The sequence below is a fragment of the Mycolicibacterium duvalii genome (genome assembly GCF_010726645.1).
In the GTDB taxonomy this organism is placed as follows: Bacteria; Actinomycetota; Actinomycetes; order Mycobacteriales; family Mycobacteriaceae; genus Mycobacterium; species Mycobacterium duvalii.
This window is the reverse complement of the sequence record NZ_AP022563.1, coordinates 429012-451642: the sequence shown is the minus strand read 5'-3', so window position 1 is coordinate 451642 and position 22631 is coordinate 429012. Positions and strand designations below refer to the sequence as shown.

General features: G+C 67.6%; 21 protein-coding genes. 1 reads left to right on the top strand and 20 read right to left on the bottom strand.

The window, feature by feature from the left end:
* Positions 1 to 798 carry a lysophospholipid acyltransferase family protein gene (locus G6N31_RS02190; RefSeq protein ID WP_098004860.1) on the bottom strand — a complete coding sequence of 266 codons (798 nt, stop codon included), beginning with the start codon at positions 796 to 798 and terminating at the stop codon, positions 1 to 3.
* Between the two features lie 60 nt (positions 799 to 858).
* Here G6N31_RS02190 and G6N31_RS02185 point away from each other — a divergent pair, with 60 nt between their 5' ends.
* Positions 859 to 1920, top strand: a complete 1062-nt coding sequence (locus G6N31_RS02185) for an NAD-dependent epimerase/dehydratase family protein (protein WP_098004859.1) — start codon at positions 859 to 861, stop codon at positions 1918 to 1920.
* On the opposite strand, the gene G6N31_RS02180 is transcribed toward G6N31_RS02185, so the two are convergent.
* From G6N31_RS02180 to G6N31_RS02090, 19 genes are read right to left on the bottom strand one after another with little or no spacing between them, the layout of a single operon-like run.
* Positions 1917 to 2717, bottom strand: coding sequence for an SDR family NAD(P)-dependent oxidoreductase (locus G6N31_RS02180; protein ID WP_098004858.1), 801 nt, complete (start codon positions 2715 to 2717; stop codon positions 1917 to 1919). The genes G6N31_RS02185 and G6N31_RS02180 overlap by 4 nt on opposite strands.
* Positions 2718 to 2726: 9 nt before the next feature.
* Positions 2727 to 5180 carry a CaiB/BaiF CoA-transferase family protein gene (locus G6N31_RS02175; protein ID WP_098004877.1) on the bottom strand — a complete coding sequence of 818 codons (2454 nt, stop codon included), beginning with the start codon at positions 5178 to 5180 and terminating at the stop codon, positions 2727 to 2729.
* Between the two features lie 22 nt (positions 5181 to 5202).
* Entirely contained in the window at positions 5203 to 6162 is a 960-nt protein-coding gene (locus tag G6N31_RS02170) for an enoyl-CoA hydratase/isomerase family protein (RefSeq protein ID WP_098004857.1), read from the bottom strand.
* Positions 6155 to 7288: a M24 family metallopeptidase gene (locus tag G6N31_RS02165; protein WP_098004856.1), complete on the bottom strand. Its 1134-nt coding sequence runs from the start codon at positions 7286 to 7288 to the stop codon at positions 6155 to 6157. Before G6N31_RS02165 ends, G6N31_RS02170 begins: the two co-directional genes overlap by 8 nt.
* Positions 7278 to 8546 (bottom strand): M24 family metallopeptidase, encoded by a 1269-nt coding sequence (locus G6N31_RS02160; protein WP_098004855.1) that lies wholly within the window; start codon positions 8544 to 8546, stop codon positions 7278 to 7280. The genes G6N31_RS02165 and G6N31_RS02160 overlap by 11 nt, the downstream gene beginning before the upstream one ends.
* A complete protein-coding gene (locus G6N31_RS02155; protein WP_098004854.1) occupies positions 8543 to 9712 on the bottom strand; it encodes an amidohydrolase family protein in 1170 nt (389 codons plus the stop codon). The genes G6N31_RS02160 and G6N31_RS02155 overlap by 4 nt, the downstream gene beginning before the upstream one ends.
* A gap of 33 nt (positions 9713 to 9745) precedes the next feature.
* Positions 9746 to 10975 (bottom strand): cytochrome P450, encoded by a 1230-nt coding sequence (locus G6N31_RS02150; RefSeq protein WP_098004853.1) that lies wholly within the window; start codon positions 10973 to 10975, stop codon positions 9746 to 9748.
* Positions 10972 to 11172: a ferredoxin gene (locus tag G6N31_RS02145; RefSeq protein ID WP_098004852.1), complete on the bottom strand. Its 201-nt coding sequence runs from the start codon at positions 11170 to 11172 to the stop codon at positions 10972 to 10974. The genes G6N31_RS02150 and G6N31_RS02145 overlap by 4 nt, the downstream gene beginning before the upstream one ends.
* Before the next feature lies 1 nt (position 11173).
* Complete coding sequence (locus tag G6N31_RS02140) at positions 11174 to 11827, bottom strand: TetR/AcrR family transcriptional regulator (RefSeq protein WP_234815417.1); 654 nt, start codon at positions 11825 to 11827, stop codon at positions 11174 to 11176.
* A 52-nt stretch (positions 11828 to 11879) separates the two neighbouring features.
* Complete coding sequence (locus G6N31_RS02135) at positions 11880 to 12710, bottom strand: SDR family NAD(P)-dependent oxidoreductase (RefSeq protein ID WP_165776263.1); 831 nt, start codon at positions 12708 to 12710, stop codon at positions 11880 to 11882.
* Entirely contained in the window at positions 12707 to 13528 is an 822-nt protein-coding gene (locus tag G6N31_RS02130) for an alpha/beta fold hydrolase (protein WP_098004849.1), read from the bottom strand. Before G6N31_RS02130 ends, G6N31_RS02135 begins: the two co-directional genes overlap by 4 nt.
* On the bottom strand, positions 13525 to 14115 hold the full coding sequence (locus tag G6N31_RS02125; RefSeq protein WP_098004876.1) for an NADPH-dependent FMN reductase: 591 nt from the start codon (positions 14113 to 14115) through the stop codon (positions 13525 to 13527). The genes G6N31_RS02130 and G6N31_RS02125 overlap by 4 nt, the downstream gene beginning before the upstream one ends.
* 8 nt (positions 14116 to 14123) lie before the next feature.
* Positions 14124 to 15122 carry a cyclase family protein gene (locus G6N31_RS02120; protein WP_163722000.1) on the bottom strand — a complete coding sequence of 333 codons (999 nt, stop codon included), beginning with the start codon at positions 15120 to 15122 and terminating at the stop codon, positions 14124 to 14126.
* 1 nt (position 15123) lies between these two features.
* Complete coding sequence (locus G6N31_RS02115) at positions 15124 to 15960, bottom strand: coniferyl-alcohol dehydrogenase (RefSeq protein ID WP_098004848.1); 837 nt, start codon at positions 15958 to 15960, stop codon at positions 15124 to 15126.
* 1 nt (position 15961) lies between these two features.
* Positions 15962 to 17281: an LLM class flavin-dependent oxidoreductase gene (locus tag G6N31_RS02110; RefSeq protein ID WP_098004847.1), complete on the bottom strand. Its 1320-nt coding sequence runs from the start codon at positions 17279 to 17281 to the stop codon at positions 15962 to 15964.
* A 6-nt stretch (positions 17282 to 17287) separates the two neighbouring features.
* Positions 17288 to 19084, bottom strand: coding sequence for an FAD-binding protein (locus G6N31_RS02105; protein WP_098004846.1), 1797 nt, complete (start codon positions 19082 to 19084; stop codon positions 17288 to 17290).
* On the bottom strand, positions 19081 to 19998 hold the full coding sequence (locus tag G6N31_RS02100) for a 3-carboxyethylcatechol 2,3-dioxygenase (RefSeq protein WP_234815420.1): 918 nt from the start codon (positions 19996 to 19998) through the stop codon (positions 19081 to 19083). The genes G6N31_RS02105 and G6N31_RS02100 overlap by 4 nt, the downstream gene beginning before the upstream one ends.
* Positions 19946 to 21655, bottom strand: coding sequence for a bifunctional 3-(3-hydroxy-phenyl)propionate/3-hydroxycinnamic acid hydroxylase (locus G6N31_RS02095; RefSeq protein WP_098004844.1), 1710 nt, complete (start codon positions 21653 to 21655; stop codon positions 19946 to 19948). The genes G6N31_RS02100 and G6N31_RS02095 overlap by 53 nt, the downstream gene beginning before the upstream one ends.
* Positions 21652 to 22518, bottom strand: a complete 867-nt coding sequence (locus tag G6N31_RS02090) for an alpha/beta fold hydrolase (RefSeq protein ID WP_098004843.1) — start codon at positions 22516 to 22518, stop codon at positions 21652 to 21654. Before G6N31_RS02090 ends, G6N31_RS02095 begins: the two co-directional genes overlap by 4 nt.
* Between the last annotated feature and the right edge of the window lie 113 nt (positions 22519 to 22631).

Genomic DNA, 22631 nt, shown 5'->3' with positions numbered 1-22631 from the left:
TCACCCCACTATCGGGAATCGGCGCCGACGCGCCAATTCGTCGAGAGCAGTCTGCATGACCGAGCGCACGTGACGGTCCACTTCGTCGATGTCGGGGTGGTCGCCGAACTCACCGCGCACGTCGATCGGATCGAGCACCTGGGTGACGATCTTGGCCGGCAACGGCACATTGGGCGGGAAAAACACCGACACCCCGAACGGGAAGCCGACGCTCACCGGCAGGATCTCTGCACGAAAGAGCTTCGTCAGTCCGATCCGGCGCGCGAGCGAGTCGCCACGCGCCAGAAACATCTGCGTCTCCTGGGCGCCGATCGACACCATCGGCACGATCGGCACCCCCGAATCCAGCGCGGTGCGGACGTATCCGGTTCGGCCGGCGAAGTCGACGGTGTTCGCGGTCATGGTCGGGCGATAGGAGTCGTAGTCACCACCCGGGAACACCAGCACCACCGCACCGGCACGCAAGGCGCGACCCGCGTTCTCCCGACTGGCTTCGATAACTCCGGCGCGGTGCAAGAAGTCGCCGACGGGTCCCATGAAAATCGCCTGGTGGCCCAGCGTATACAGCGGTCGGTCGAAGCCGAAATGGCCGTAGAACTCCGGCGCGAAGATCAGCACATCCGGAGTGAGCATGCCGCCTGAATGGTTGGAGACCACCAGCGCACCTCCGGTGCCGGGCATGCGGTCGATACCCCGCACCTCGGCGCGGAAGTACCGCTTGATCACCGGCCCCACCCAGTTCGTGATCTGACGGGTGAAGCCGGGGTCCCACTTGGCCATCTCGGCGCGCTCGGACATCGTGGTTGAATATGCTACTCTCCAAATGAGAGAATGTCATATCCGCAGGTGGGAGGCATAATGGCGGGAACGGTGCTGGTCACCGGCGGCTTCGGCCTGGTCGGTTCTGCAACCGTACGTCGGTTGTCCGAACTCGGTCGCCACGTCGTCGTCGCCGACCTCGGCAGCCCGGCCAACCGTAAGGCCGCCGAACAGCTGCCCGCGGGTGTCAGCGTCACCTGGGTTGACCTGACCGACGAGAATCAAACCGCCCGCCTGGTGGCCGACACCGCACCCGAGGCGATCATCCACCTTGCGGCGATCATTCCGCCGGCGATCTACAAGAACCGGGCCCTCGCGCGGCGGGTGAACGTCGAGGCCACCGCGACGTTGGTCCGTATCGCCGAATCCCAGCCCACTCCCCCACGATTCGTGCACGCGTCCAGCAACGCGGTGTACGGCGCACGCAACCCGCACCGTTCGACGGGCCCGGTCACCGCCGAGACACCGATGCGGCACTCCGATCTCTACAGCGCGCACAAGGCCGAAGCCGAGTCGATCGTGCGGGCGTCCGCGCTGGAATGGGTGGTGCTGCGCCTGGGCGGCGTGCTCACCGTCGACCCGAAAGCCATGGCGCTCAATCTCGACGCGCTGTACTTCGAGAGCACCCTGCCCACCGACGGCCGGCTGCACACCGTGGATGTGCGTGACGTCGCGTGGGCCTTCGCCGCGGCGACCACCGCCGACGTCGCACGCGAGATTCTGCTCATCGCCGGCGACGATTCGCACCGGGTGCTCCAGGGTGACGTCGGACCGGCGCTGGCGGGCTCGCGGGGTCTCAAGGGCGGCCTGCCGAAGGGCCGCCAAGGCGACCCCGACAGCGACGACGACTGGTTCGTCACCGACTGGATGGACACCGCCCGGGCCCAGGAAGCGCTCGGTTTCCAGCATCACTCGTGGCCCGACATGCTCGCCGAGGCGCACCGCCGCGCCGGGCCGTCCAAGTACGTGCTGCCCCTGCTCGCCCCGCTGGTGAAGGCGATTCTGACGCGGCGCTCGGCGTACTGGAAACAGCCGGGCAGGTATGCCGACCCATGGGGAGCGATCCGTCGCGGCCTGGGCGATCCGGCTCCGGACTCCTAGGCCGGTCCGAGGGTCGGGGTTCCGCTGCGGGGATGGAAGTACCACCCGCCGGCTGCCTCCGTGCCGCCGTCGACGTGAAGCGTCTGGCCCGTGACGTACCGGGACATATCCGAGGCGAGAAACACCGCTGCCGAGGCGATTTCGTCGACATGACCGGCGCGGCCCAGCGGGATGGCGGCGCCGCTGTCGCCGTCGCCGCCGGCCATCGCCTGCAAGCCCTCGGTCATGGTCAGGTCCGGGGCCAGCGCATTGACCCGGATTCCGTGCGGCGCCAACTCGAATGATGCGGTCTTGGTGTAGTTGATCACCCCTGCTTTCGCGGCGGCGTAGGCCGCATACCCGGGCGCGGCGCGCACACCCTCGATGGAGGTGACGTTGATGACGCTGCCCGGCACCGCAGCGGCGACAAGACGCCGCGCCACCCGCTGGGTGCACAGCAGGACATGGCGAAGATTGCTGCGGTAGAGGGCATCCCATCCGTTCTCGGAGGTGTCGAGCAGCTCTGAGCGGAAAGTGCCGCCCGCATTGTTGACCAAGATCGAGACGGTGCCCAGTTCGGCTTCGGTGCGGTGCAGCGCCGCGTCCACGGCCTCTCCGTCGCGGACGTCGCACACGATGCCGAGGCCGCCGACGGCCTCGGCGGCTGCCGCGCAGGAGGCGGCGTCGCGTTCCCACACCGCGACCGACGCGCCGAAGGCGGCCAGGCCATCGGCGATCCCACGCCCGATGCCGGCGCCGGCTCCGGTGACGACGGCGACACGTCCGGTCAACAGGATGTCCGACGGTGTGATGGCCATAGGCGAAGGCTAGCGGGCCGGCGCGGTGCCGATGACCCCGTCGGCTTCCAGCCGCGCGATGTCGTCGGCAGTGAGCCCGAGTTCGGTCAGCACCTGCTCGTTGTGTTGGCCGAGCAGCGGCGCCGGCGCCGTGTGGATCCGGTCCGGCCCGCGGGAGGACCTGAACGGCAGCGTGCTGTGCGGGGTGACCGGGTTCACGGGATGCTCGACGGCCTCGAAGAACCCTCTGGCCTTCAGCTGGTCGATGTGCGTTTGGCGGTGGGGCTGCAGCACCTTGGCGACGGGAACTCCACTGCGCCAAAGAGCCTCGACGATCTGATCCGCGCTACGCTCGGCGCACCAGCGACCCAGCTGCTCGTCGACCAGGTCGTGTCGAGCGCGTCGGCCGTCGGCGCGGGAGAGCTCATCGGCCATCGCCCAGGGCGGGTTACCCAGCGCGTCGCGCAGCGCCGCCCACTGCGCGTCGGTCGTGACCGCGATCGCGACCCAGCTGTCCAGTCGGCCGAACTCGTCGATGTCAGCACTCAGGTACAGATTCTGCGGCGCCGCGGCCGGTCCGCGGTTACCGGTGCGTTCCAGCAGCGCGCCGTACGCCGAGTACTCGATAACCTGCTCGGCGGCGATACTCAGTGCCGCGTCGACCATCGCCGCCTCCACCATGGACCCCTCCCCGGTCCGTCGCCGGTGCTCGAGCGCGACCAGAATCGCATGACAGGCGTGGACGCCGGCGTTGGGATCACCGACCGAGTAGGGCTCGAACGGGTTGCGATCGGGATACCCGGTCAGCCAGCTGATTCCGGCCGCAGCCTCAATAACGTAGGCGAAGGCGGGGTTGTCGCGCCACGGTCCGTCCAGACCGAACCCGGGCATGCGCACCATGACGACATCGGGCTTGATCGCCGCGACGGCGTCGTAGGTCAGGCCCATGCTCTCCAGCACCCGCGGGGTGAAGTTCTCCACCACGACGTCGGCCGTCACGATCAGTTTCCTGAGAAGCTCTCTTCCGGTGTCACTCTGCAGGTTCAGCGTGATGTCCCGCTTGTTGGTGTTCAGGCCCGAGAAAATCGGTGACCGCTCCCACCACTGTGGTTCGGTGACCGGGATCCCGGCGATGAGCCGGGTACCGTCCGGGTGGCGGGTGGACTCGACATGGACGACGTCGGCGCCCAGCATGGCCAGCAGATGGGTGCAGCTCGGACCAGCCCAGAAGGTGGTCATGTCGATCACCCGCAGGCCCGCGAACGGCAACCCCTCCCGCCGCGGCGGTGCACTCGCCCCCCGCGGAATAGCATTCCCGGCTGCTGTCGAGCTCGAATCACGACCGGGAATGTCCCCCGCAAGCGGGTGGTGCCCCCAATTCCGCGAGCGGTAGTGCTCGGTGTGCTCGCCGAGGCGCGGCGCGGGCAGCAGCGGCGCCAGCATCGGCGGCGTGATGCGGTAGGGCGGGCCGGGCTGGGTGAAGCCGTCCCGCGGGTTGACGACGAACGAGCGGCGCGCCACGAAGTGGTCGAGCCCTTCGACGTTGGCGCCGTTGGCCACCGGGGCGTTGGGAATGCGGAACGCGGTGGCCAGATCCCGGATCTCGTCGACGGTCTGGTCGGCGACCCATGCGTAGAGCTCGTCGGCCTTCTCGTTGGCCTGCTGGGTGATCGACAGCGGCGACTCCTCGTCGATCCATTCGACGTGGCCGGTCATCGCGCACAGATCGAACCACTGCTGCGCGGTGCCGCAACCGATGTCGACGAGGCCGTCCTTGGCCCGGGCGATACCCGGCACGGTCAGTCGGCGCGCGTCGCGCCACGGCCGCCCGAGCATCTCGTAGTAGCTCACCGGGTAGTACGTCAGTCCCAGAATCGAGGTTTCCAGCATCGACAGGTCGATCAGCTCTGCGCCGCCGCGTAAGCGTGAGGCCAGCGTGGCCACACTGGCGTAGGCGCCGGCCAGATACTCTCCGACCTGACCGCCGACGTAGACCGGCGCCCGGTCCGGTGCTCCGCGGCCCAACCCGACGATCCCCCCGGACCAGGCCTGCAGGGTGAACTCGGTTGCGGCACGGTCGCTCCACGGCCCGTCGAGGCCGAACGCGGTGATCGCGGTGACCGTCAGGTGCGGGTGACGCGCCCGGATCGCCGCCGGCCCGAACCGCGGGTCCGCGACGACGCCGGACCCACGCGACCAAACCAGCGCGTCCGCGCCGGCGAGCAGCGCGTCGACGAAGCCGTCATCAGTACCCGGCTCGGCCACCACACTGTGCTTCGAGCACGCCAGGAACGAGAACAACGCCCCGTCGGTGCCGTCGATGATCTGCGCCCCCGACGCCGACCACTGCCGCAACGGATCGCCCTGCGGCGGCTCCACTTTGACGACGGTCGCACCCGCATCGGCCAACAGCTTGGTGCAGTAGTTGCCGGCGATCCCACTGGACAGGTCGACGACGACATAGCCGGCGAGCGGAGGCTCGATCCCGGAGTCAGACACTGCTGGTCTAGTCCTTCTTGGCCCGATTGCGCTTGCTCAGCCGGAACTCCGGAGGGAACTTGCTGTCGTTGTCGTTGACCGCGGCCGACAGGCCGCTGTCGATCGACTCGAACATGTCGAGGTCGTCGTCGCTGTCGTTGGCCACCCCGTTGCCCATCGACTCGAAGAACGCACTCAGCAGGCTGCCCATGTACTCGCCCTGCTGCTGCTTGAAGATCTCGAAGAACATCTTCTGCTGGAACACGGTGTCCACCGGACGGTTCCGCGCGCAGGCCAGCGCGTACTTCTGTGTCTCGGCTTCCAGCTGGTCGCGGGCGACCACCTTGTTCAGGAAATTGCAGTCGTACATCTCCGCGGCAGTGAACGGCCGGCCGGTGAACACCATCTCCTGGAACTTGCGCAGGCCCATCATCTGCACCCAGGTCCACATCCGGGGGCCCCAGCCGTGGTACCGGAACGACGGGTGGCCGAACAGCGCATCGTCGGACGAGATCACCAGGTCGGCGTCGGCGCACTGGTAGAAGTGCCAGCCGTAACAGTAACCCTTGGCCTCCACGATGCTGATCTTCTTGAAGTCCTGCAGCGCGCGGTTGCCGGCCTGGGAGTTGGCGTACCAGGCGCTGATGGTGGCGCCGTTGCGGAACGTGCCCTTCGGCGGGTACGTCACCTCACCCACACCGTCATCCTCGAGACGCAACTCCGCCAGCCGCGCCGCCGGATTGTCGTTGCCCTCCATGAATTCCGGGAGATCGGCGCCGCTGCCCAGGTTGTCTCCGACGCCGCGGATGATCACGACTTTCACGTCGTTGTCGGTGTTGGCCGCCCGCAGCACGTCGGCGTAGCGCAACCGGGCCAGCGACGTCGGTGCGTTCAAGAAGTCCGGCCGGTTGAAGGTGATGGTGGCGATCTTGGTCTTCGGGTCCTTCTCGTAGAGGATGATGTCCTCGGGCTCGGGCCGCTCAGCCATGAACGGCCTCGCCGTACACGGGGGCCGACGACATCACCTCGGGGCCGTCCGCGGTGATCAGGACCGCGTCGCGGGTGAACACCGCACCGACGCCGTGCTCCCACACGTAAGCGGTCAATGCCACAACCATGCCCTCCTCCAAGATGTCTGCCTCCGCGGTCGCCCGCAGGGCCGGGGTGACCACCGGCGGGTCGAAACCGAGTCCGAGACCGTGGGCCACCGGCATCGCCGGCAGGCGCTCGCCGGCCTGCTCATAGGCGTCGAGCAAACCGCTCGCGGCCAGGCCGGGCCGGCATGCGTCGAGAAGCCTGTCCCACAGCTCGTCTCGACGGCGGTACACCAGCCCCGCCTCGTCTGTCGGCTCACCGGCGGGGAGCGTGCGGGCCACCTCGGCGACGTACCCGTCGGCCAGCACCCCGGCCGACAACGCGACGAGGTCTCCCTCGCGGACGACGCCGTCTCCGTCGGCACGGCGCCACGGATGCTGCTTCGACGTCACCCAGGCGGCGTCCTGGGTCGCCGGGGTACTCACCCCGCCGGCTGCTTCTGCTTGCAACACCGCGCCGGCGAGCGTCCCCTCGGTGGCGCCCGGAGCGAGCGCAGCGACACCGGCGGCCAGTCCCTTCTCGGCGACGAGGAGCGCGCGCCGCAACGCCTGCACTTCCTCGGGGGTCTTGACGCGACGGGCCGCCTGCATGGCGGGTTCGGCGTCGACCAGCTCCGCGTTCGGGAAGGCCATCGGCAGCAGCTTGGCGAACATCGGTGTCAGCGCATCGGTTCCGACGCGTCGCATCGACTCGGAGCCGTTGATATTCTGCAGTATGCCGACCAGTGTCATCGGGTTCCATGCGAACCCGTAGAGATTCTCGTGCGGAATCTCCTCGGGGATGCCCTCGTCCCACGTGCTGTTGAGGTGAATCTCGCCGGTGGCACGCACGAACTCGCAGATCGGTCCGAACGGGCGGGTGCCCACCACCCACAGCTGAGGGGCTCCGGAGATATAGCGCACGTTGGCTTGCCGGCCCAGCACGAGCATGTCGAGGTCGTGGGCTTCCATCTGCGCCAGTGCGCGCTCCCGGCGGCTCACCCGCAGTGCGCGGCCGTCTGCCTCGATCTCAGTTCCCACGGGGCACCTCGTACGGATCGTAGGGATACTCGGTCAACGGCATCCAGCCGTCCTCGGTGACCACCACGATCTCCTCGCCGCGGTAGCCTCCGGTGCCGTCCTCCCAGACGGTCGGCTCGAACACCAACAGCATCCCGGCGGGGAAGACGAAGTTGTCATCCCACTCCTGGCCGAGATCGGTTCCGATCATCGGCATTTCGGCCGCGCTGGTGCCGATGCCGTGGCCCAGGTAGAAGTGCGGCAGCCACGGCTTCTGCCCACCGGCGGCTACGGTCGCCGCGCGCCCGAGGTCACCGCAGGTCGCGCCGGCCTTGGTCACCGCGAGCACCGCATCGACGATCTCGGCCCACCTCTGGAACTGCTTCTGCTGCGCCGGAGTCGGATCCTGACCGACGATCCAGGTGCGGCCGTGGTCGGAACAAAATCCGTGGTAGGCGATCGACACGTCAGTCCACAGCACATCGCCCTGGGCAAGTTCCCGCTCGGTGGTCAGCAACGGCAGCGCCAGGTCCCCGGTGGTGGTCCAGGTGCCCTCGGCCTTCGACGTCGGCATGGCCTGCCAGATCGAGTCGAACATGTTGGTGGTGGCGCCCAGTTCGAAGGCACGGCGCACAAACTGTGCGGACAGGTCGATCTGGCGCGCCCCCGGCGCGAGCGCCTGCTGGATCTCGGCGACGGCCTCTTCGGTGATCTGACAGGCCCGCCGGACGCACGCGATCTGGTCGATCGTCTTGACCAGTTTGGCTGCACCGACCACCGGACCGGCATCCACCGGCGCGCTGGGAAACAGCGCGCTGCCGGCCCGCCGCATCGCCCCGGTCAGTTCGTCGGTCGCAACGGTCGCGCCGGCCCGAATCAGACCAGCCAGGATCTGGGCGAAGTCGGCCACGCCTTCGTCGAACTCGAGGTAGACCGCCCCGTGCAGGTGATCGTCGGGGAGCCCGGACTCCATGGCCGCGCCTTCGCGGAAGGGCAGGAACAGGTGTGGGTGCTCGTCGTCGGCCAGCACGACCGCGACCGGACGCTCCACATGGGACAGGCCCGCGTCGGCCAGCGGCCAGCTGATGCCGGTGGCGTACATGACGTTGCCGTTGCCCAGCAGCACCAGGGCATCGACGCCCTGTTCGACCATCGCGGCGCGCAGACGAGCGCCGGCCTCCCGGCGCATCCGCGCGAAATCCGGCTCATCGGGGATGTCCAGCCACGTGTAGCCGGTCCGGGCGATCTGGGTGACGCCGGCTCGGGTCGAGGTCGTCATGAGATGCCGAGGAACTTCTGCACGTTGGCGCTGACGATTTTCACGGCGGCCTCGGGACCGACCGCCTCGACGACGGTGGCCAGAGACTTCTCGGAGTAACCGAACGTGCTCTCGTTGTGCGGATAGTCGCTCGACCACATCACGTTGTCGACGCCGATGCGGTCGATGAGCTGCAACCCGAGCGGGTCGACCATGAACGACGCGCTCATGTGGTTGTCCCAGTAGTGCCGGATATCGTGCTGCAGTTCGTGGTTGAACATGTGCCGATAGGACGCCAGCATGTGCTCGGCATCCTGCAGGGCCGTCGGCACCCACGCGATCCCGCCCTCGAACCATCCGACCTTGAGCCGGGGGTGGCGGTCCAGGATCCCCGAGAACAGATACTTCGCGAACTGCTCCCGGAACGAGTCGACGTTGACCATCATGCCGACCACGACGCTGTTGTTCTGGCACGGCGTCTTCGGCGGGGTTTCACCGATGTGGTGGCTGACGGGCAGGCCAGCGGCCTCGATTTCGTCCCACACCGCGTCCATGTCGGTGCTGCCGTAGTCGTAGATGTTGCCGTCGTCGTCCTTGCCCGGGTTCAGCGGCAGCAGGAACGTCTTGATCCCGTAGGACTTGAGCTCCTCGAGGGTGCTGCGGGTGCCCTTCGGGTCCCACCAGTTGATCAGCCCGACTCCGTAGAAGTGCCCACCCGACTCCTCCTGCAGACCGGCGATGTGCTCGTTGTAGATGCGGAACACTCTCTCCCGCAACGCCTTGTCCGGGTAGTGGAACAGGGCCAGCACCGCATTCGGGAACGCCAGTTCCTTGTCGATGCCGTCTTCTTTGAGTTCGGTGATGCGGGCCGCGATGTTGTTCGACGCTGCCCCGGCGAGATCGTCGTACTGCATCAGCACACGGCCGAAGTCACCGCCGGTCCAGGCTTTGCCCTTCATCCCGACCATGTAGGCGCCGTCCTCGTACCAGATGCGCGGCGCCGCACCCTTGAGTTCGTCGGGGAACCGGTTGTAGAAGATGTCGTCGGCCACCGAGATGTGGTTGTCGGCGGAGAAGATCTCGGTGCCGGCGGGCAGCCCGGTCACGCCTTGCGACGCATGTCCGTGCCGATGCTTTGGGGCGCCGAAACCTTCCGGAGGATAGAGCGAAACTGTCGGGCTGGCCATCGTGGGCTCCAATCGGGCTGTAAGAGAGGGCTGTTACCAGGAGACGGGTAGTTCGTAGACGCCGTAGGCGAGCCGGTCGTGCTTGAACGGCACGTCGTCGAACGGAATCGCCAGGCGCATGGTGGGGATGCGACGCAGCAGCGTGTGGAACACGATCTGCAGTTCGGCGCGGGCGAGCTGCTGCCCGACACACTGATGACGGCCGTACCCGAAGCCGAGCTGACCGCCGGCGTCGCGGCGCAGGTCGAGCTTCTCCGGCTCGGGGTACGCAGCGGCGTCCCAGTTGGCCGGCGCGAGGTCGATGATGATGCCCTCGCCGGCCCGGATGGTCTCACCGGCGATCTCGATGTCCTCGGTGGCGACCCGGCGCTGGCCGTTCTGGATGATCGACAGGTACCGCATCAGTTCTTCGACCGCATTGGCGATGAACTTGGGGTCGTCGGAATCGCGCAGCGCTGCAGCCTGTTCGGGGTTCTCCAACAGCGCCAGGATGCCGATGCCGATCATGTTGGCGGTCGTCTCGTGTCCGGCGATGAGCAGACCGGTGCCGAGCTGGGCGGCTTCTTTGACGCTGATCTCACCGGCGTTGACCCGCTCGGCGAGGTCGGACACCGCGTCCTCGGCAGGCGCTTCCATCTTCTTCTTCACCAGGTCGATCAGGTACTGGTGCAGGCTCATCGCGCCCTTCTGGCCATCCTCCGCGCTGGCGTACCGGGCCAATCCGACGTTGGCGTGATGCTGGAAGAACTCATGGTCTTCGTACGGCACGCCCAACATGTCGCTGATCACCCGGGTAGGCACCGGCAGTGCGAGCTTGGCGACCATGTCGGCCGGCTGCGGGCCGGCCAGAATCGCGTCGATGCATTCGTTGGTGACGTCCTGGATCACCGGCCGCAGCGCTTCCACGCGACGGAAGGTGAACGGCTTGCTCAGCATGCGCCGGAACCGGGTGTGCTCCTCGGCGTCGGAGGTGAACACCGAGCGCGGCCGCTTGTACACCGTGGAGAGCATGTGCTCGTTCCAGTGCGGAAAGCCTTCGCGCCGGTCGTCGACGCTGACCCGCGAATCAGCGAACAGCGTGCGGGCGGCCTCGTGGCCGGTGATCAGCCACGGCGTGGTGCCGTTCCAGATCCTTACGCGCGACAGCGGTTTGACCTCGTTCATGTCGAGCATTCGCTGCGGCGGCGCGAACGGGCATCGCGGCGAGCGCTCCATCGGGTACTCGGGCACCGACACCGCTTCCGGGGCGAGTGTCTCTGTCATTCGGTCTCCTCGATGTGGATGGCCAGGGCAGGGCAGGCGGCCGCGGCTGCGCGGACCTGTTCGGCGTATTCGGGACCGGGTGCGGGGGTCAGCAACTCGACGACTCCGTCGTCGTCGCGTTGGTCGAAGACCTCCCCGGCGTTGAGGACGCACTGTCCGGATGAGACGCACTTGTCCTGATCGACGGCGATCTCCATGTCAGGGCTTCTCCGTGACGGGGGCATGCCAGAGGCCGATGATCGCGTCGATCAGTCCGGTCGCGGCGTCCTGCCAGGACGCGCGCGGCACCGGCGAGCCTTGGGCCAGCAGCCGTTCCCGGTCGGCGCAGCTGTGCATCAACAGGTTGCGGCCCATGATGTTGCGCTCGACCCGGACGTCGATCGGCAAGTCAGGCAGGCAGCCGTTGATGCCGTCGAGCACCCGGACCAGCGACGGCGAGGACAGCGCGTCCTTGACGATCATGTTGTGGTAGGCCGGGTCGGTCATCACCTGCGCGGCGAACCGTGCGTACCACGTGGGATTACCCAGTGCGGCAAGGTGATCGGTCAGCGGGCAGACGAGCGCAGCCACCCAGTCCCGCATGTCGGTGGAATTCCCGATCGCGGCGACCCGTTGCTCGCGCAGCTGCTCGATCGGGCCGCGGTGCTTGTGCTCGATGGCCCGGACGAGATCGGTCTTGGTGCCGAAGTGGTAGCCGACGGCGGCGTTGTTGCCCTGCCCGGCGGCCTCGCTGACCTGTCGGTTCGACACCGCGAACACCCCATGCTCGGCATAGAGGCGTTCGGCGGCCTTGAGGATCGCTTCCTGGGTGCTGGAGGCACGGTCGGCGCGGACGCTCCTGGCAGTGGTCACCTTGACAGTGAACCGCGTCACACCGCATAAGTCAAGCGACTGATTTAACAGTTCACGACTCCCCGACGGAGGCGGTCTTGCGGACGATCACCTTCCCGGCGACGGTGCCACCGTCGACGGGGAGCACGGTTCCGGTGACGTATCGCGACCGATCGGTGGCGAAGTACAAAGCCGCCTCGGCCACGTCTTCGGCGGTGCCCTCCCGTTTGAGCGGACGATCGTCACGCATCTGTTGTCGAATCCTGGCCTCGAACTTCTCCAGTCGCGCCCGGTCCTCGTCGGTGGCCGACGACGCCAGAATCGGGGTCGGGATATTGCCGGGGGCAAGGCAATTCACGCGAATCTCGTAATGCGCGAGTTCGATCGCGGCACATTTGGTGAAGTGGATGATCGCGGCCTTGGACGCCCGATAGCTCGACACTCCCCCGCCGGCCTGGATACCGCCGATCGAGCCCAGGTTGATGATCGAACCGCCGCCGTGCTCGGCCATGTGGCGCCCGGCGTCGCGCGTGCCGGCCATCACGCCGAGCAGGTTGACACGCATGACCCGGTCGAACTCCTCGAGGTCTTCGTGGAACAGGCCCTTCTTCAACGGACTGGAGATGCCGGCGTTGTTGACCATGACGTGCAGTCCGCCGAACTCGGCGACAGCGGCGTCCACCAGCGCGGCCACCTGAGCCTGGTCACCGACGTCGGTGTGGCGGTACACGGTGCGCCCGCCGGCGGCATTGAGTTCCTCCGACAGCGCCGCGCCGAGGTCGTCGCGCACGTCGGCGATGAGCACCCCGGCCCCCTCGGCCGCGAACCGTGCCGCGATGCCGCGGCCGATCCCGGATGCACCACCGGTGACGATCACGACCTTCCCCGACAGTTCCGTCATCATTCGATCCCTTCGAAGAAGTCCAACAACACCGCGTTGAGCGCATCGGGCTGCTCGATCTGCGGACAGTGACCGGCCGCAGCGACGACGGCCGAACGGGCACCGCTGACCTGAGCGGCAATCTCGGCGGCCCACCCCGGTGGGAGCAGCTTGTCGGCGCCGCCCTCGACGACCAGGGTTGGCACGGTGATGCGGTCGTAGGCGCGGGCGCTGCTGGGGGTCGGCGGCGGCTCGAGGCCCGGACGCCGGAACCGCGCCGCCGCCAACGATTCCCACGCGCCCGGGGCGATGCTGGACTCGTAGCGCCGCAGTACGTAGCTCTCGTCGGCCGGGTAGGACGGGTCGGCGAACAGCGCCGCGACGATCTTGCGCATGCCCTCGACGGTGGCGTCGTAGTCGTAGAGCGCGTTGACGTGCTCGTTGCGCTGGATCTCGCCGCCACCGCAGATCGCCACCAGGCTGCGGGCCGGCAGCAGGGGATTCTCGGAGGTGGCGTCGACGAGCAGGTTGATCGCACCCATCGAGTTGCCGACGAAATGCGCACGGTCGATCCCCAGCACCTCGCAGAAGCGCGCGATATGGCGGATGCGCAGACCGCGGCCGTCGGTGAAATCGACGACCTTGGCCGACTCGCCGAATCCGAGCATGTCCGGCGCCAGGACGCGGTAGCGCTGCCCGAGCACGTCGATGGTGTGCTCCCAACCGATGTGCGCATTGGCCCCGAACTCACCGCCGTGCAGCAGGACCACCGGATCGCCGGTTCCGGCCTCCAGATAGCTGGTGTGTAAGCCGTCGACCCATACGCTGCGCCGAGCGCTCACGCGGAAGCTCGTGCGGTCTGCGCGAACGCCAGCAGCTGGCCGGCCAACAGCTCCAGTTGGTTGGCCACCGCTTTGCCCTGTTCGGTGTCGGCCAGCCCACCGGCGCTGTCCCAGATCGGGTCGGCCGAGTTGATCGCCACACCTAGTGGTGTCGGCCAGGCCCGCAGGGCGTGTCCGATGCTGCGCAATTGCGTCAGTGTGCCGACCGCGGCCTGCCAGCCGTAGGCACAGCTGATGCATCCCCACGGGGTGTTGTCCAGGTACACCCGCGGGTCCTCGCGCAGATCCTCGATGTAGTCCAGTGCGTTCTTGACCAGACCCGACACCGCGCCGTGATAACCGGGTGACCCGACGACCACCGCGTCGGCATCGCGCAAGGTCTTCACCAGCTCGAGAGCCCGTGGCGTGCGCTCGAGTTCGTGCGGGGCGTACATCGGCAGGTCGAGGTCCTCCGCGCTGAACAACCGGGTCCGGCCGCCGAGCCGCTCGACGGCATCCAGGCACAACCGCAGGGCCCGCTCGGTCGACGAGTTGGCGCGCAGCGTGCCGCCCAGGCCGACGATGAACGGCTGCTTGCTTTCGGTCACTGACACCCTCACTTGATCGCAATGGGACTGACGGGGGCCCCGACCGCACCGACGACCTTCAACGGTGGTGCGACGAGCTGGAATTCGTAGACGCCGTCGGCGGCACAGTCAGCGGCCAGCGGTCCCAGGTCCCAGTACTCGCCGAGCATCAGGCCCATGTCGCGCAGGCAGAGCATGTGCATGGGCAGGAAGGTGCCCTCGACACCGTTGCCGGGATCCGGGTCCTCGACCATCAGATTGTCGGCAGCCACGGCAGCTACCTCGCGGTCGTGCAGCCATGCGGCGCACGTCCAGTCCAGTCCGGCGCCCGGCTCGGCGCCCTCACCGGTGGACAGGAAACGGGTCCACCATCCGGTGTGCACGACCACGACGTCTCCCGACCGGATCTCGACGTTCTGCCGGGCTGCGATCTCGTCGAGTTCGTCGGGCGTGATCGTCGTTCCGGGCGGGCAGAACACGTCCGAACCGCGGTGAGCGACCACGTCCAGCAGCACCCCGCGTGACGTTATGCCCTTGGCGTCGACCTTCTCGATGCCGAGGTGGAAGGCGCCGAAGCTCGTCACCGAATCCGCCGGGAAGCCGTTGTACAGCTTGTCCTCGTAGTACACGTGCGACAGGGCGTCCCACTGCGTCGCGGCCTGCAACGGCATCACGATCATGTCGTCGTTGAAGCGGAACGGGTTGTCGGCGAAGAACGCGCTCACGTCGGCGGCCACCGCATTGCGCAGCCACTGCGGCCCGTACTCCACCAGCGTCGACGCGTCGCCGCCGTCGACGGTCATGGTGTGCACCGGATTTTGCCGGAACCTGAACGCGCCCTGGGGGCCGCCGGAGCCGAAGTCCCCGCCCAGGGAAATGACTTTGCCCTGTTTCACGGTCGCAGCCGCCTCGGCGACCTTGTGCGGGGTGATGAGGTTCAGGGTGCCGAGTTCGTCCTCGTCGCCCCACCGGCCCCAGTTGCGGACCCGGTCGGCCATCTGCCGAAAGTCGCTCATGCTGCCGGACACGTCAACTCCTCTGTGTCACTTCGGGTTCGCCGACGGCCGAGACGAACCGCTCCGCCGAGATGCCGCCGTCGGCCCAGACCACCTGCCCGGTGATGTATCCGGCCGCGCGGCTACCGAGGAACACCAGCACCGCGGCCTGCTCCTCGGCGGTCGATACCCGCCCCAGCGGCGCGGTGAACGAGTCGAGATACTGCTGGCCGTACCGCGACCGCAGCTGATCGAGAATGGGGGTCTCGGTGACACCCGGTGCGCTGCAGTTGACCCGGATCCCGCGCGGGCCCAGCTCGACGGCTTTGCGCATTCCGTAAAGGATGATCGCCTCCTTGGACTGCCTGTAGCCCCCGTCGGCCAACGCGTCGGGGTGGTCGGCACACCACTGCAGACCGTCCTGCACCGAAGGGGTGTCGAGCAGTCCCGCGGTGGTGCGCGCGTGGTCGCGGTAACCCGACGCGGCCAACGACGACACGTTGGTGATCGCCGACCCGTCGGGCATGCGTGCGGTCAGCGCCTCGGTGAACTGCCGCATGCCCAGGAAGTTGATCCGCATCACCAGCAGCGGATCCCCGATTCCCGACGACACGCCGGCGACGTTGAACAGTGCATCGACCTCCCCGCCGACCGCGGCGGCCGCGGCGTCCACCGACCCCGGGTCGGCCAAATCAACCGGGACGAAGTCGGTTGTCGCGGATCCGGATTCCTGGGCGCGGCGGTCCAGACCGGTCACCCGCGCGCCCAGCCGGGCCAGGTGTCGGGCTACCGCGGCGCCGATGCCCGACGCACACCCGGTGACGACCGCGTGTCTGCCGTCGTATCGGACCAGCTCATCGAGCGCGTCCACGTTAGCCCGAGGCCTCCTTGACTGCCTTGGCCTGCTTCTCCTGTTCGGCGGCCTTGACACGGCCTTCATTGATCTCGGCCATCGCCTCGGGGATCTCGCCGGCGGTGAACTTGCCGCCCCGGCCGGTCGGCAGCCCGCCGAACGCGTAAGTCTCGTCGAACAGCGGCGCATCCGACGGCCGGCGACGCGACTCAACTTTCTCGATCACCGGCTCGAGACGCTTGGCCTTGTCCTTGACCGCCTTCTCGTCGCGCTCGATGAACTCGGGCAGGATCTCCTTGCCCATGATCTCCAGCGATTCCATGGTGCCCTCGTGGCTGCGCGGATTGAGGAGCAGGATGATCTCGTCGACCCCGCTGGCCTCGTAGCCGCGCAGGAACTCGCGCACCGTGTCCGGGGAGCCGATCGCTCCGCGGCCCGGGCCATAGGCCAGCGTCGGGTCCTCCTTGACGGCGTTCTCGTACAACTCCCACACGCCCGTGCGACCGGGCGTGTGCATACCGTTGATGTAGTAGTGCATGATGCCGAACGAGAAGAACCCGCCGCCGATGCCGAGGCGCTGGAGGGCTTCTTCGTCGGTCTTGGCGACCATCATCGACAGGTCGCCGCCGATCGCCAGGATGTTCGGGTTGATGGCCGGGGTGACCGGTGCGCCCTGCTCCTCGAACTCCTTGTAGTACCCGTCCACACGATCCTTGAGCGCCTCCGGACCGGTGTAGGCGAAACTCAGCGCGCCGATGGCCTTCTGGGCCGCCATCTGCACCGACGACGGGCGGGTGCAGGCCACCCACACCGGCGGGTGCGGGTTCTGCAGCGGCTTCGGGATGACGTTGCGGGCCGCCATTTCGACATGCTCACCCTTGAATCCGCTGAACGGCGCCTCGGTCATACAGCGGATCGAGACCTCCAGCGCTTCTTCCCACATGGTGCGCTTGTCGGCCGGGTCGATGTTGAACCCGCCGAGTTCGGCGACCGAGGAGCCCTCACCCGTACCGAATTCGACCCGTCCGTTGGACAGGTGGTCGAGTGTCGCGACCCTTTCGGCGATGCGTGCCGGATGGTTGATCGGCGGCGGCAGGTGCATGACGCCGAAGCCGAGGCGAATGTTCTTGGTGCGCTGGCTGGCTGCAGCGAGGAACATCTCCGGTGCCGTGGAGTGGCAGTACTCCTCGAGGAAGTGGTGCTCGGTCAGCCACACCGTGGAGAAGCCGGCCTTGTCGGCCAGTTCGACTTCGTCGAGCCCGTGCTGGAACAGCTGGTGCTCGTCGTCCTCGGACCACGGCCGTGGCAGGGGGAACTCGTAGAACAGGGAAATCTTCACTTCTGTTTACCTCCTTGAAGTCTCAGGGCTGTCGATGGCGGATGGTGGACGGTGGCCTGCCGCCGAGGCCGCGATGTGCTTGGCGGCGACGTAGCCGAAGGTCATCGCGGGCCCGATCGTGGCGCCGGCGCCGGCATAGCTGCGGCCCATCACCGCTGCCGATGCGTTGCCGACCGCGTACAGCCCGGGGACCGGGCTGTCGTCGGACCGCAGCACCCGGGCATGTTCGTCGGTGCGCAACCCGCCTGACGTGCCGAGGTCGCCGAGGATGATCTGGAACGCGTAGTACGGTGGCCTGCGCAGCGGGTGCAGGTTCGGGTTCGGCAGCGTCGGATCGCCGTAGTAGTTGTCGTAGGCGCTGTGCCCGCGATTGAAGTCGTCGTCGTGACCGCGCCGCGCGAGTTCGTTGAAGCGCTCTGCTGTCGTGCGCAACTGGGCCGGCGGCACTCCGATCTTGCCGGCGAGCTCCTCCCAGGTGTGCCCCTCGTGCACCACGCCGGATTCCAGCCACGCCTGCGGCACCTTCCAGCCCGTCGGCACCGGGGCGAACGGAATCTTGGGCAGGGGCAGGTGTCCGGCGACGACATAACGGTGGAACGAGCGGATGTCGGTGATCAGCCAGCATGGGATGTGAGTCACTCCGGTCCGCTCACCGTCGATCATCGCGTGCGCGAAGTCCATGTACGGCGCGGCCTCGTTGATGAAGCGCTTGCCCTCGCCGTTGACCACGAACTGCGACGGCATCATGCGTTCGTTGAGCATGAATTGCAGCCGGCCGTCGGGCCAGCAGATCGCGGGGAACCACCAAGCTTCATCGAGGAGTTCGGTGGATCCGCCGACCTTCTCTCCGGCCCGGATACCGTCGCCGGTGGCGGCGGGATTGCCGAAGCTCCAGTCCCCCTCGCCCGCGAGGTCGCGGACCCGTTCGAGCTCGGGAAGATGTTCGCGCCGCCACTCCATGTCGTGATCGAAGCCCCCACTGGCCAAGATCACCCCGTGGCGAGCCTGGATGCGCTGGGCCTTCCCGTCACGTTCGACCACCGCGCCGATCACCCGGGCGTCGGGGCCGTCGGTGTCGGTGATCAGCTCGGTCATCGGCGCGTCGAGCCACAACGGAATGTCTTGCTCTTGCAGTGCCAGTCGAAGCCGGGCTGCCAGCGACTGGCCGATCGCGGCCATCCGGTCGCCGAAGACCCGGGCCCGGACCATCCGCCAGATGAGCTTCAGCAGGACAGCTTTGCCGCGCCAGTTCTGCCGGACCTGGTAGAACAGCCGCAGGTCCTTGGGGGCGAACCAGATACCCCTGGGCGCCATCGCCAGTGGAGCGAGCAGATTCTGTTCCTCGGCACCGAGGACACGCAGGTCGATCTCGGGCACGTTGATGGTGCTCCCCAGCGCCGAACCGCCGGGCAACTCGGGGTAGTAGTCCGCATACCCTGGCTTCCACACGAATTCCAGCCATGGGCTGAGCTTTTCGAGAAACTCCATCATCTTCGGAGCAGCCTCGACGTAGGTCCGCAGCCGGGCATCGCTGACCAGTCCGCCGGTGATCGCCTTGAGGTAGCCGAATACATCGTCGGGGTTGGGCTCGTAGCCTTCACGACGCTGGGACGGGGCACCGGGCACCCAGATCCCGCCACCGGAAAGTGCTGTGGAACCACCGAAGCGGTCCGCCTTCTCGACCACCAGGGCCTGCAGGCCTGAGGTCCGCGCAGCCAGCGCCGCGGTCATGCCGCCGCCGCCGGATCCGATCACCAGGACGTCGGTGACGTGGTCGAAGGGTTGTGTGCCTGGGGAATTCATGCGGACACCGCCGTTCGGATCGCGAAACCCGCGATCAGGTCGGGAGCAGCGCGGTAGAAACGGCTGCCGGTCTGGTAGGGCCCCTGGGCGCTCAGCGCGGAGAACGCCGCGACCCAGGTGCGGACCTCGTGGGCGGAGTTGCCCGCCTGCTCGGCGATCCAGGTGTTGTCCCAGGTGTCGACCGCGGTCAGCCGACCGGTGTCCACGAGATCCAGAAAAGCCCGGTCCCAGTCCGGGTTCAGCGGCGCCAACGTGCCTTTCCCGGCCGCGAACTGCCGGGCCGCCTCCATCACCGCCGTCTGGCGCGTCTGACGCTGCTCAGCGGTCATCGGCACACCGCGCACGATCCGGTCCAGTGCCGCGGGCGCAGCGGTGGCCAGCGTGGGCACCGGCGGATCGTGGGACAGCCCGCCGGAGCCGACCACCAGGACGCGCATGCCCAAGGTGGCCAGATAGGCACCGACGGCGGCGCCGAGAGCGCGGACCCGGCGCATCGGGCCCAGCGGAGTGGCGACCGAGTTGACGAACACCGGCAGCACAGGCTTGGCGGTGGCGTCTCCGAAGAGTTTCTGCAGCGGCTGAACGGTGCCGTGGTCGACGTCCATCTCCGCCGAGATCGCCACGTCGACATCGGCGTCGAGCACCGCGCGGGCGCACTCGGTGGCCAACTCGGCGGGAACGTTCAGCGGGCCTGAATGGGTGCCGTAGTCACCCACGCCGCGCGCCGCGGTGCCGATGCAGAACGGCGGCATGGCGCGGTAGAAGAAGCCGTTGTAGTGGTCCGGCGAGAAGATCACGACCAGCTCGGGATCGAAGGCCGTGACGACGTCCCGGGCAGCCCCGATCGCCGCTTCGACGTCGTCAAGGAGTTCGGCTGACGGACCCGGCAGATTGAGCAGTGGGCTGTGCGACATGGCGCACAGCGCGATCTGGCTTGCCATCCGAATGCGTTCCTCCTTCCTCGGTGAGATGGAGTACACCGAACAATGCCTGTGACACCTCGGGAGCGCGCTGGGCGATGCAGGCGCCGGCGATGCAACGGTCGGGGCGCAGGAACAGCACCGAATCGGTGTAGACGTCGAACCACTTCTTGAGCGCGCCGTCGCGGTCGCCGATCACGACGATGTCCGGGTCGTCGTGACCGGGCCAGTGCAGCTGGGTCATCGGCCGCGCTTCGATGAACCTGGCGCCCAAGGCCTTCCAGCGCCCGAAGGCGGCCTCACCGAGAACGGCCCGCAGGTTGTTGCTCCAGCACAGCACCGCGAACCCACTTCCGGCCACCTCGTCGAGCAGGACGTTGCGCTGCTCGCGGGTATCGACGCGCGGCTGAATGAACAGCGTGCCGGCCGGCGAGTTCGGGCTGGCCGACTCACCGTGGTGGACCGCGCCCTGCTGGTAGCGCGGCATCGGCTTGAACCGCATCTCCAGCACGTAGCGCTTCAACGTCGGAACCACCGACGCCGCATGGATCACCCGGTCGCGCAGCGCGGCCACGCGGCGGTTGGTCGGCGAGATGACCCGGCCCACCATCGTGGACAGGTCGATCATCGCGCGCGCGTGCTTGCGGCGCTCGACGTCGTAGCTGTCGAGCAGGGCGTCGTGCGCCTGCCCGGTCACCACCGCGGCGAGCTTCCATCCCAGGTTCGCCGCATCCCTGATACCGCTGTTGTACCCCTGCCCCTGCCACACCGGCATCAGATGGGCGGCGTCTCCGGCCAACAGCAGCCGGCCCTGCCGGAACGACCCGGCGATCCGCGAGTGGTGGGTGTAGACCCGGTGCCGGATCATGTCGACCCGTTCGGGATACGGAACCAGTCGAGCCAGCATCTGTCTGACGAATGCGGGGTCGTCGGCCTGCTCGTCGGTCTCGTGCGGGTGGATGAGGAATTCGAAGCGGCGGATGCCGTGCGCGATCGAGATGGACACATACGGCCGTCGCGGGTCGGCGCCCACTTCGCTGTTCGGGTGGCCCAGCGGGTCGTTGGCGACGTCGACGACGAGCCACCGCGTCGAGGAGGTCGTGCCGTCGAAGGAAACCCCCATCAATCGCCGGGTCGCGCTGCGTCCCCCGTCGCAGCCGACCACGTAGCGCGCGGTGACCGGCGACCGGCCGTCGGAGAACTCGACGGTGACGAGGTCGCCGTTGTCGGTGCAGTTCTGCATTTGGCGCCCGAAGCGCACCTCGACGTGACCGAATCGGTCGAGTCCGGCGAACAGTTCGGCGTCGACCATCGGCTGGACGAAGCCGTTGCGTTTCGGCCAGCCGAATCGTGCGTCGGGTGGCGCCATTTCGGCCAGCAGTTTGCGGTCGGCGTCGAAGAACCGCAGGATCTGATTGGGCACGGTGTGCGGCAGGATACGGTCGACCAGCCCGATCGACTGAAACGTCCGCAGCGCCTCGTCGTCCAGTCCCACCCCGCGCGGGTAGTCGATGAGAGTTTCGCGCTCGTCGACGACCAGAGTGCGGACTCCGTGCAGGCCGAGGATGTTGGCCAGCGTCAGACCGGACGGCCCGGCCCCCACGACGAGGACGTCGACGTCGACGTCACCGCGCTGCGTCGCCGCGCTCACGCGCGCCCCAGCAGGAAGTCCAGATGCAACCGGTCGAAGGTCTTGGCGTCTTCGTACTGCGGCCAGTGACCGCAGCCGGGCATCACCTCGAACCGGGCACCGGGGATCATCGACGCGATGCGGCGGCCCTCATCGACGTCGGCGGTCGGATCATCGCTGGTCCAGACCACCAGCGTAGGTGCGGTGATCGAGCCATAGCGCTTGGGGCCGAGCAGGTTTCGCGCCCGGATCTCAGGGTCCTGCAGAGCCATGATGTCGCGCATCGCCCCGACGAACCCGGGTTGCCGGTAGACCCGCTGCCGGCTGGCGACGATGTCGTCGTAATCCTTGGACTTGTCGGCCATCAGCCATTTGATGCGTGCCTGGACGGTCTCCCAGCTCGGGTCTTCGGCCGCAGCCATCGACAGGGTGACGATGCGTTGCATCACCTCGGGGTCGGCCTGGGATCCGCCGGCGGTGTTGAGCACCAGGCGGTCGACACGGCCGGGGTGGTCGATCGCCATCCGGGCAGCGACCCAGCCGCCCAGTGACTCCCCGCTGATATGTGCGCGGTCGGCGCCGATGGCGTCGAGGACCGCCACGAGATGGTCTACGTAGTGCGCGATCTCGAGCGGATGGCCGGGTTTGTCGGTGTAACCGTGACCGAGCATGTCGATCGACCACGTCGAGAAGTGCTGGGCGTGGGCCTCGAGGTTGCGGACGTAGGCCTCGGCGTGGCCGCCGGAGCCGTGCAGGAACACCAGCGCCGGTTGGGCTTCGTCCCCGGCGTGCAGGTACCGCGTGCGCACGCCGCCGGCGTCGAGGTAGCCCTGGGAGAAGGCGACCCCCTGCAGGTCGCTCCAGATGCTCTCGAACTCCGCCACTGCACTCCCCTTCCGAGAAACCTTGACGGCGAGAATTGAATTCTCGTATTTTGTAAGCGCATTGCTCATTTATCGCACATCCATGTGCACTATAGTCAGAGCATCACTCTCGT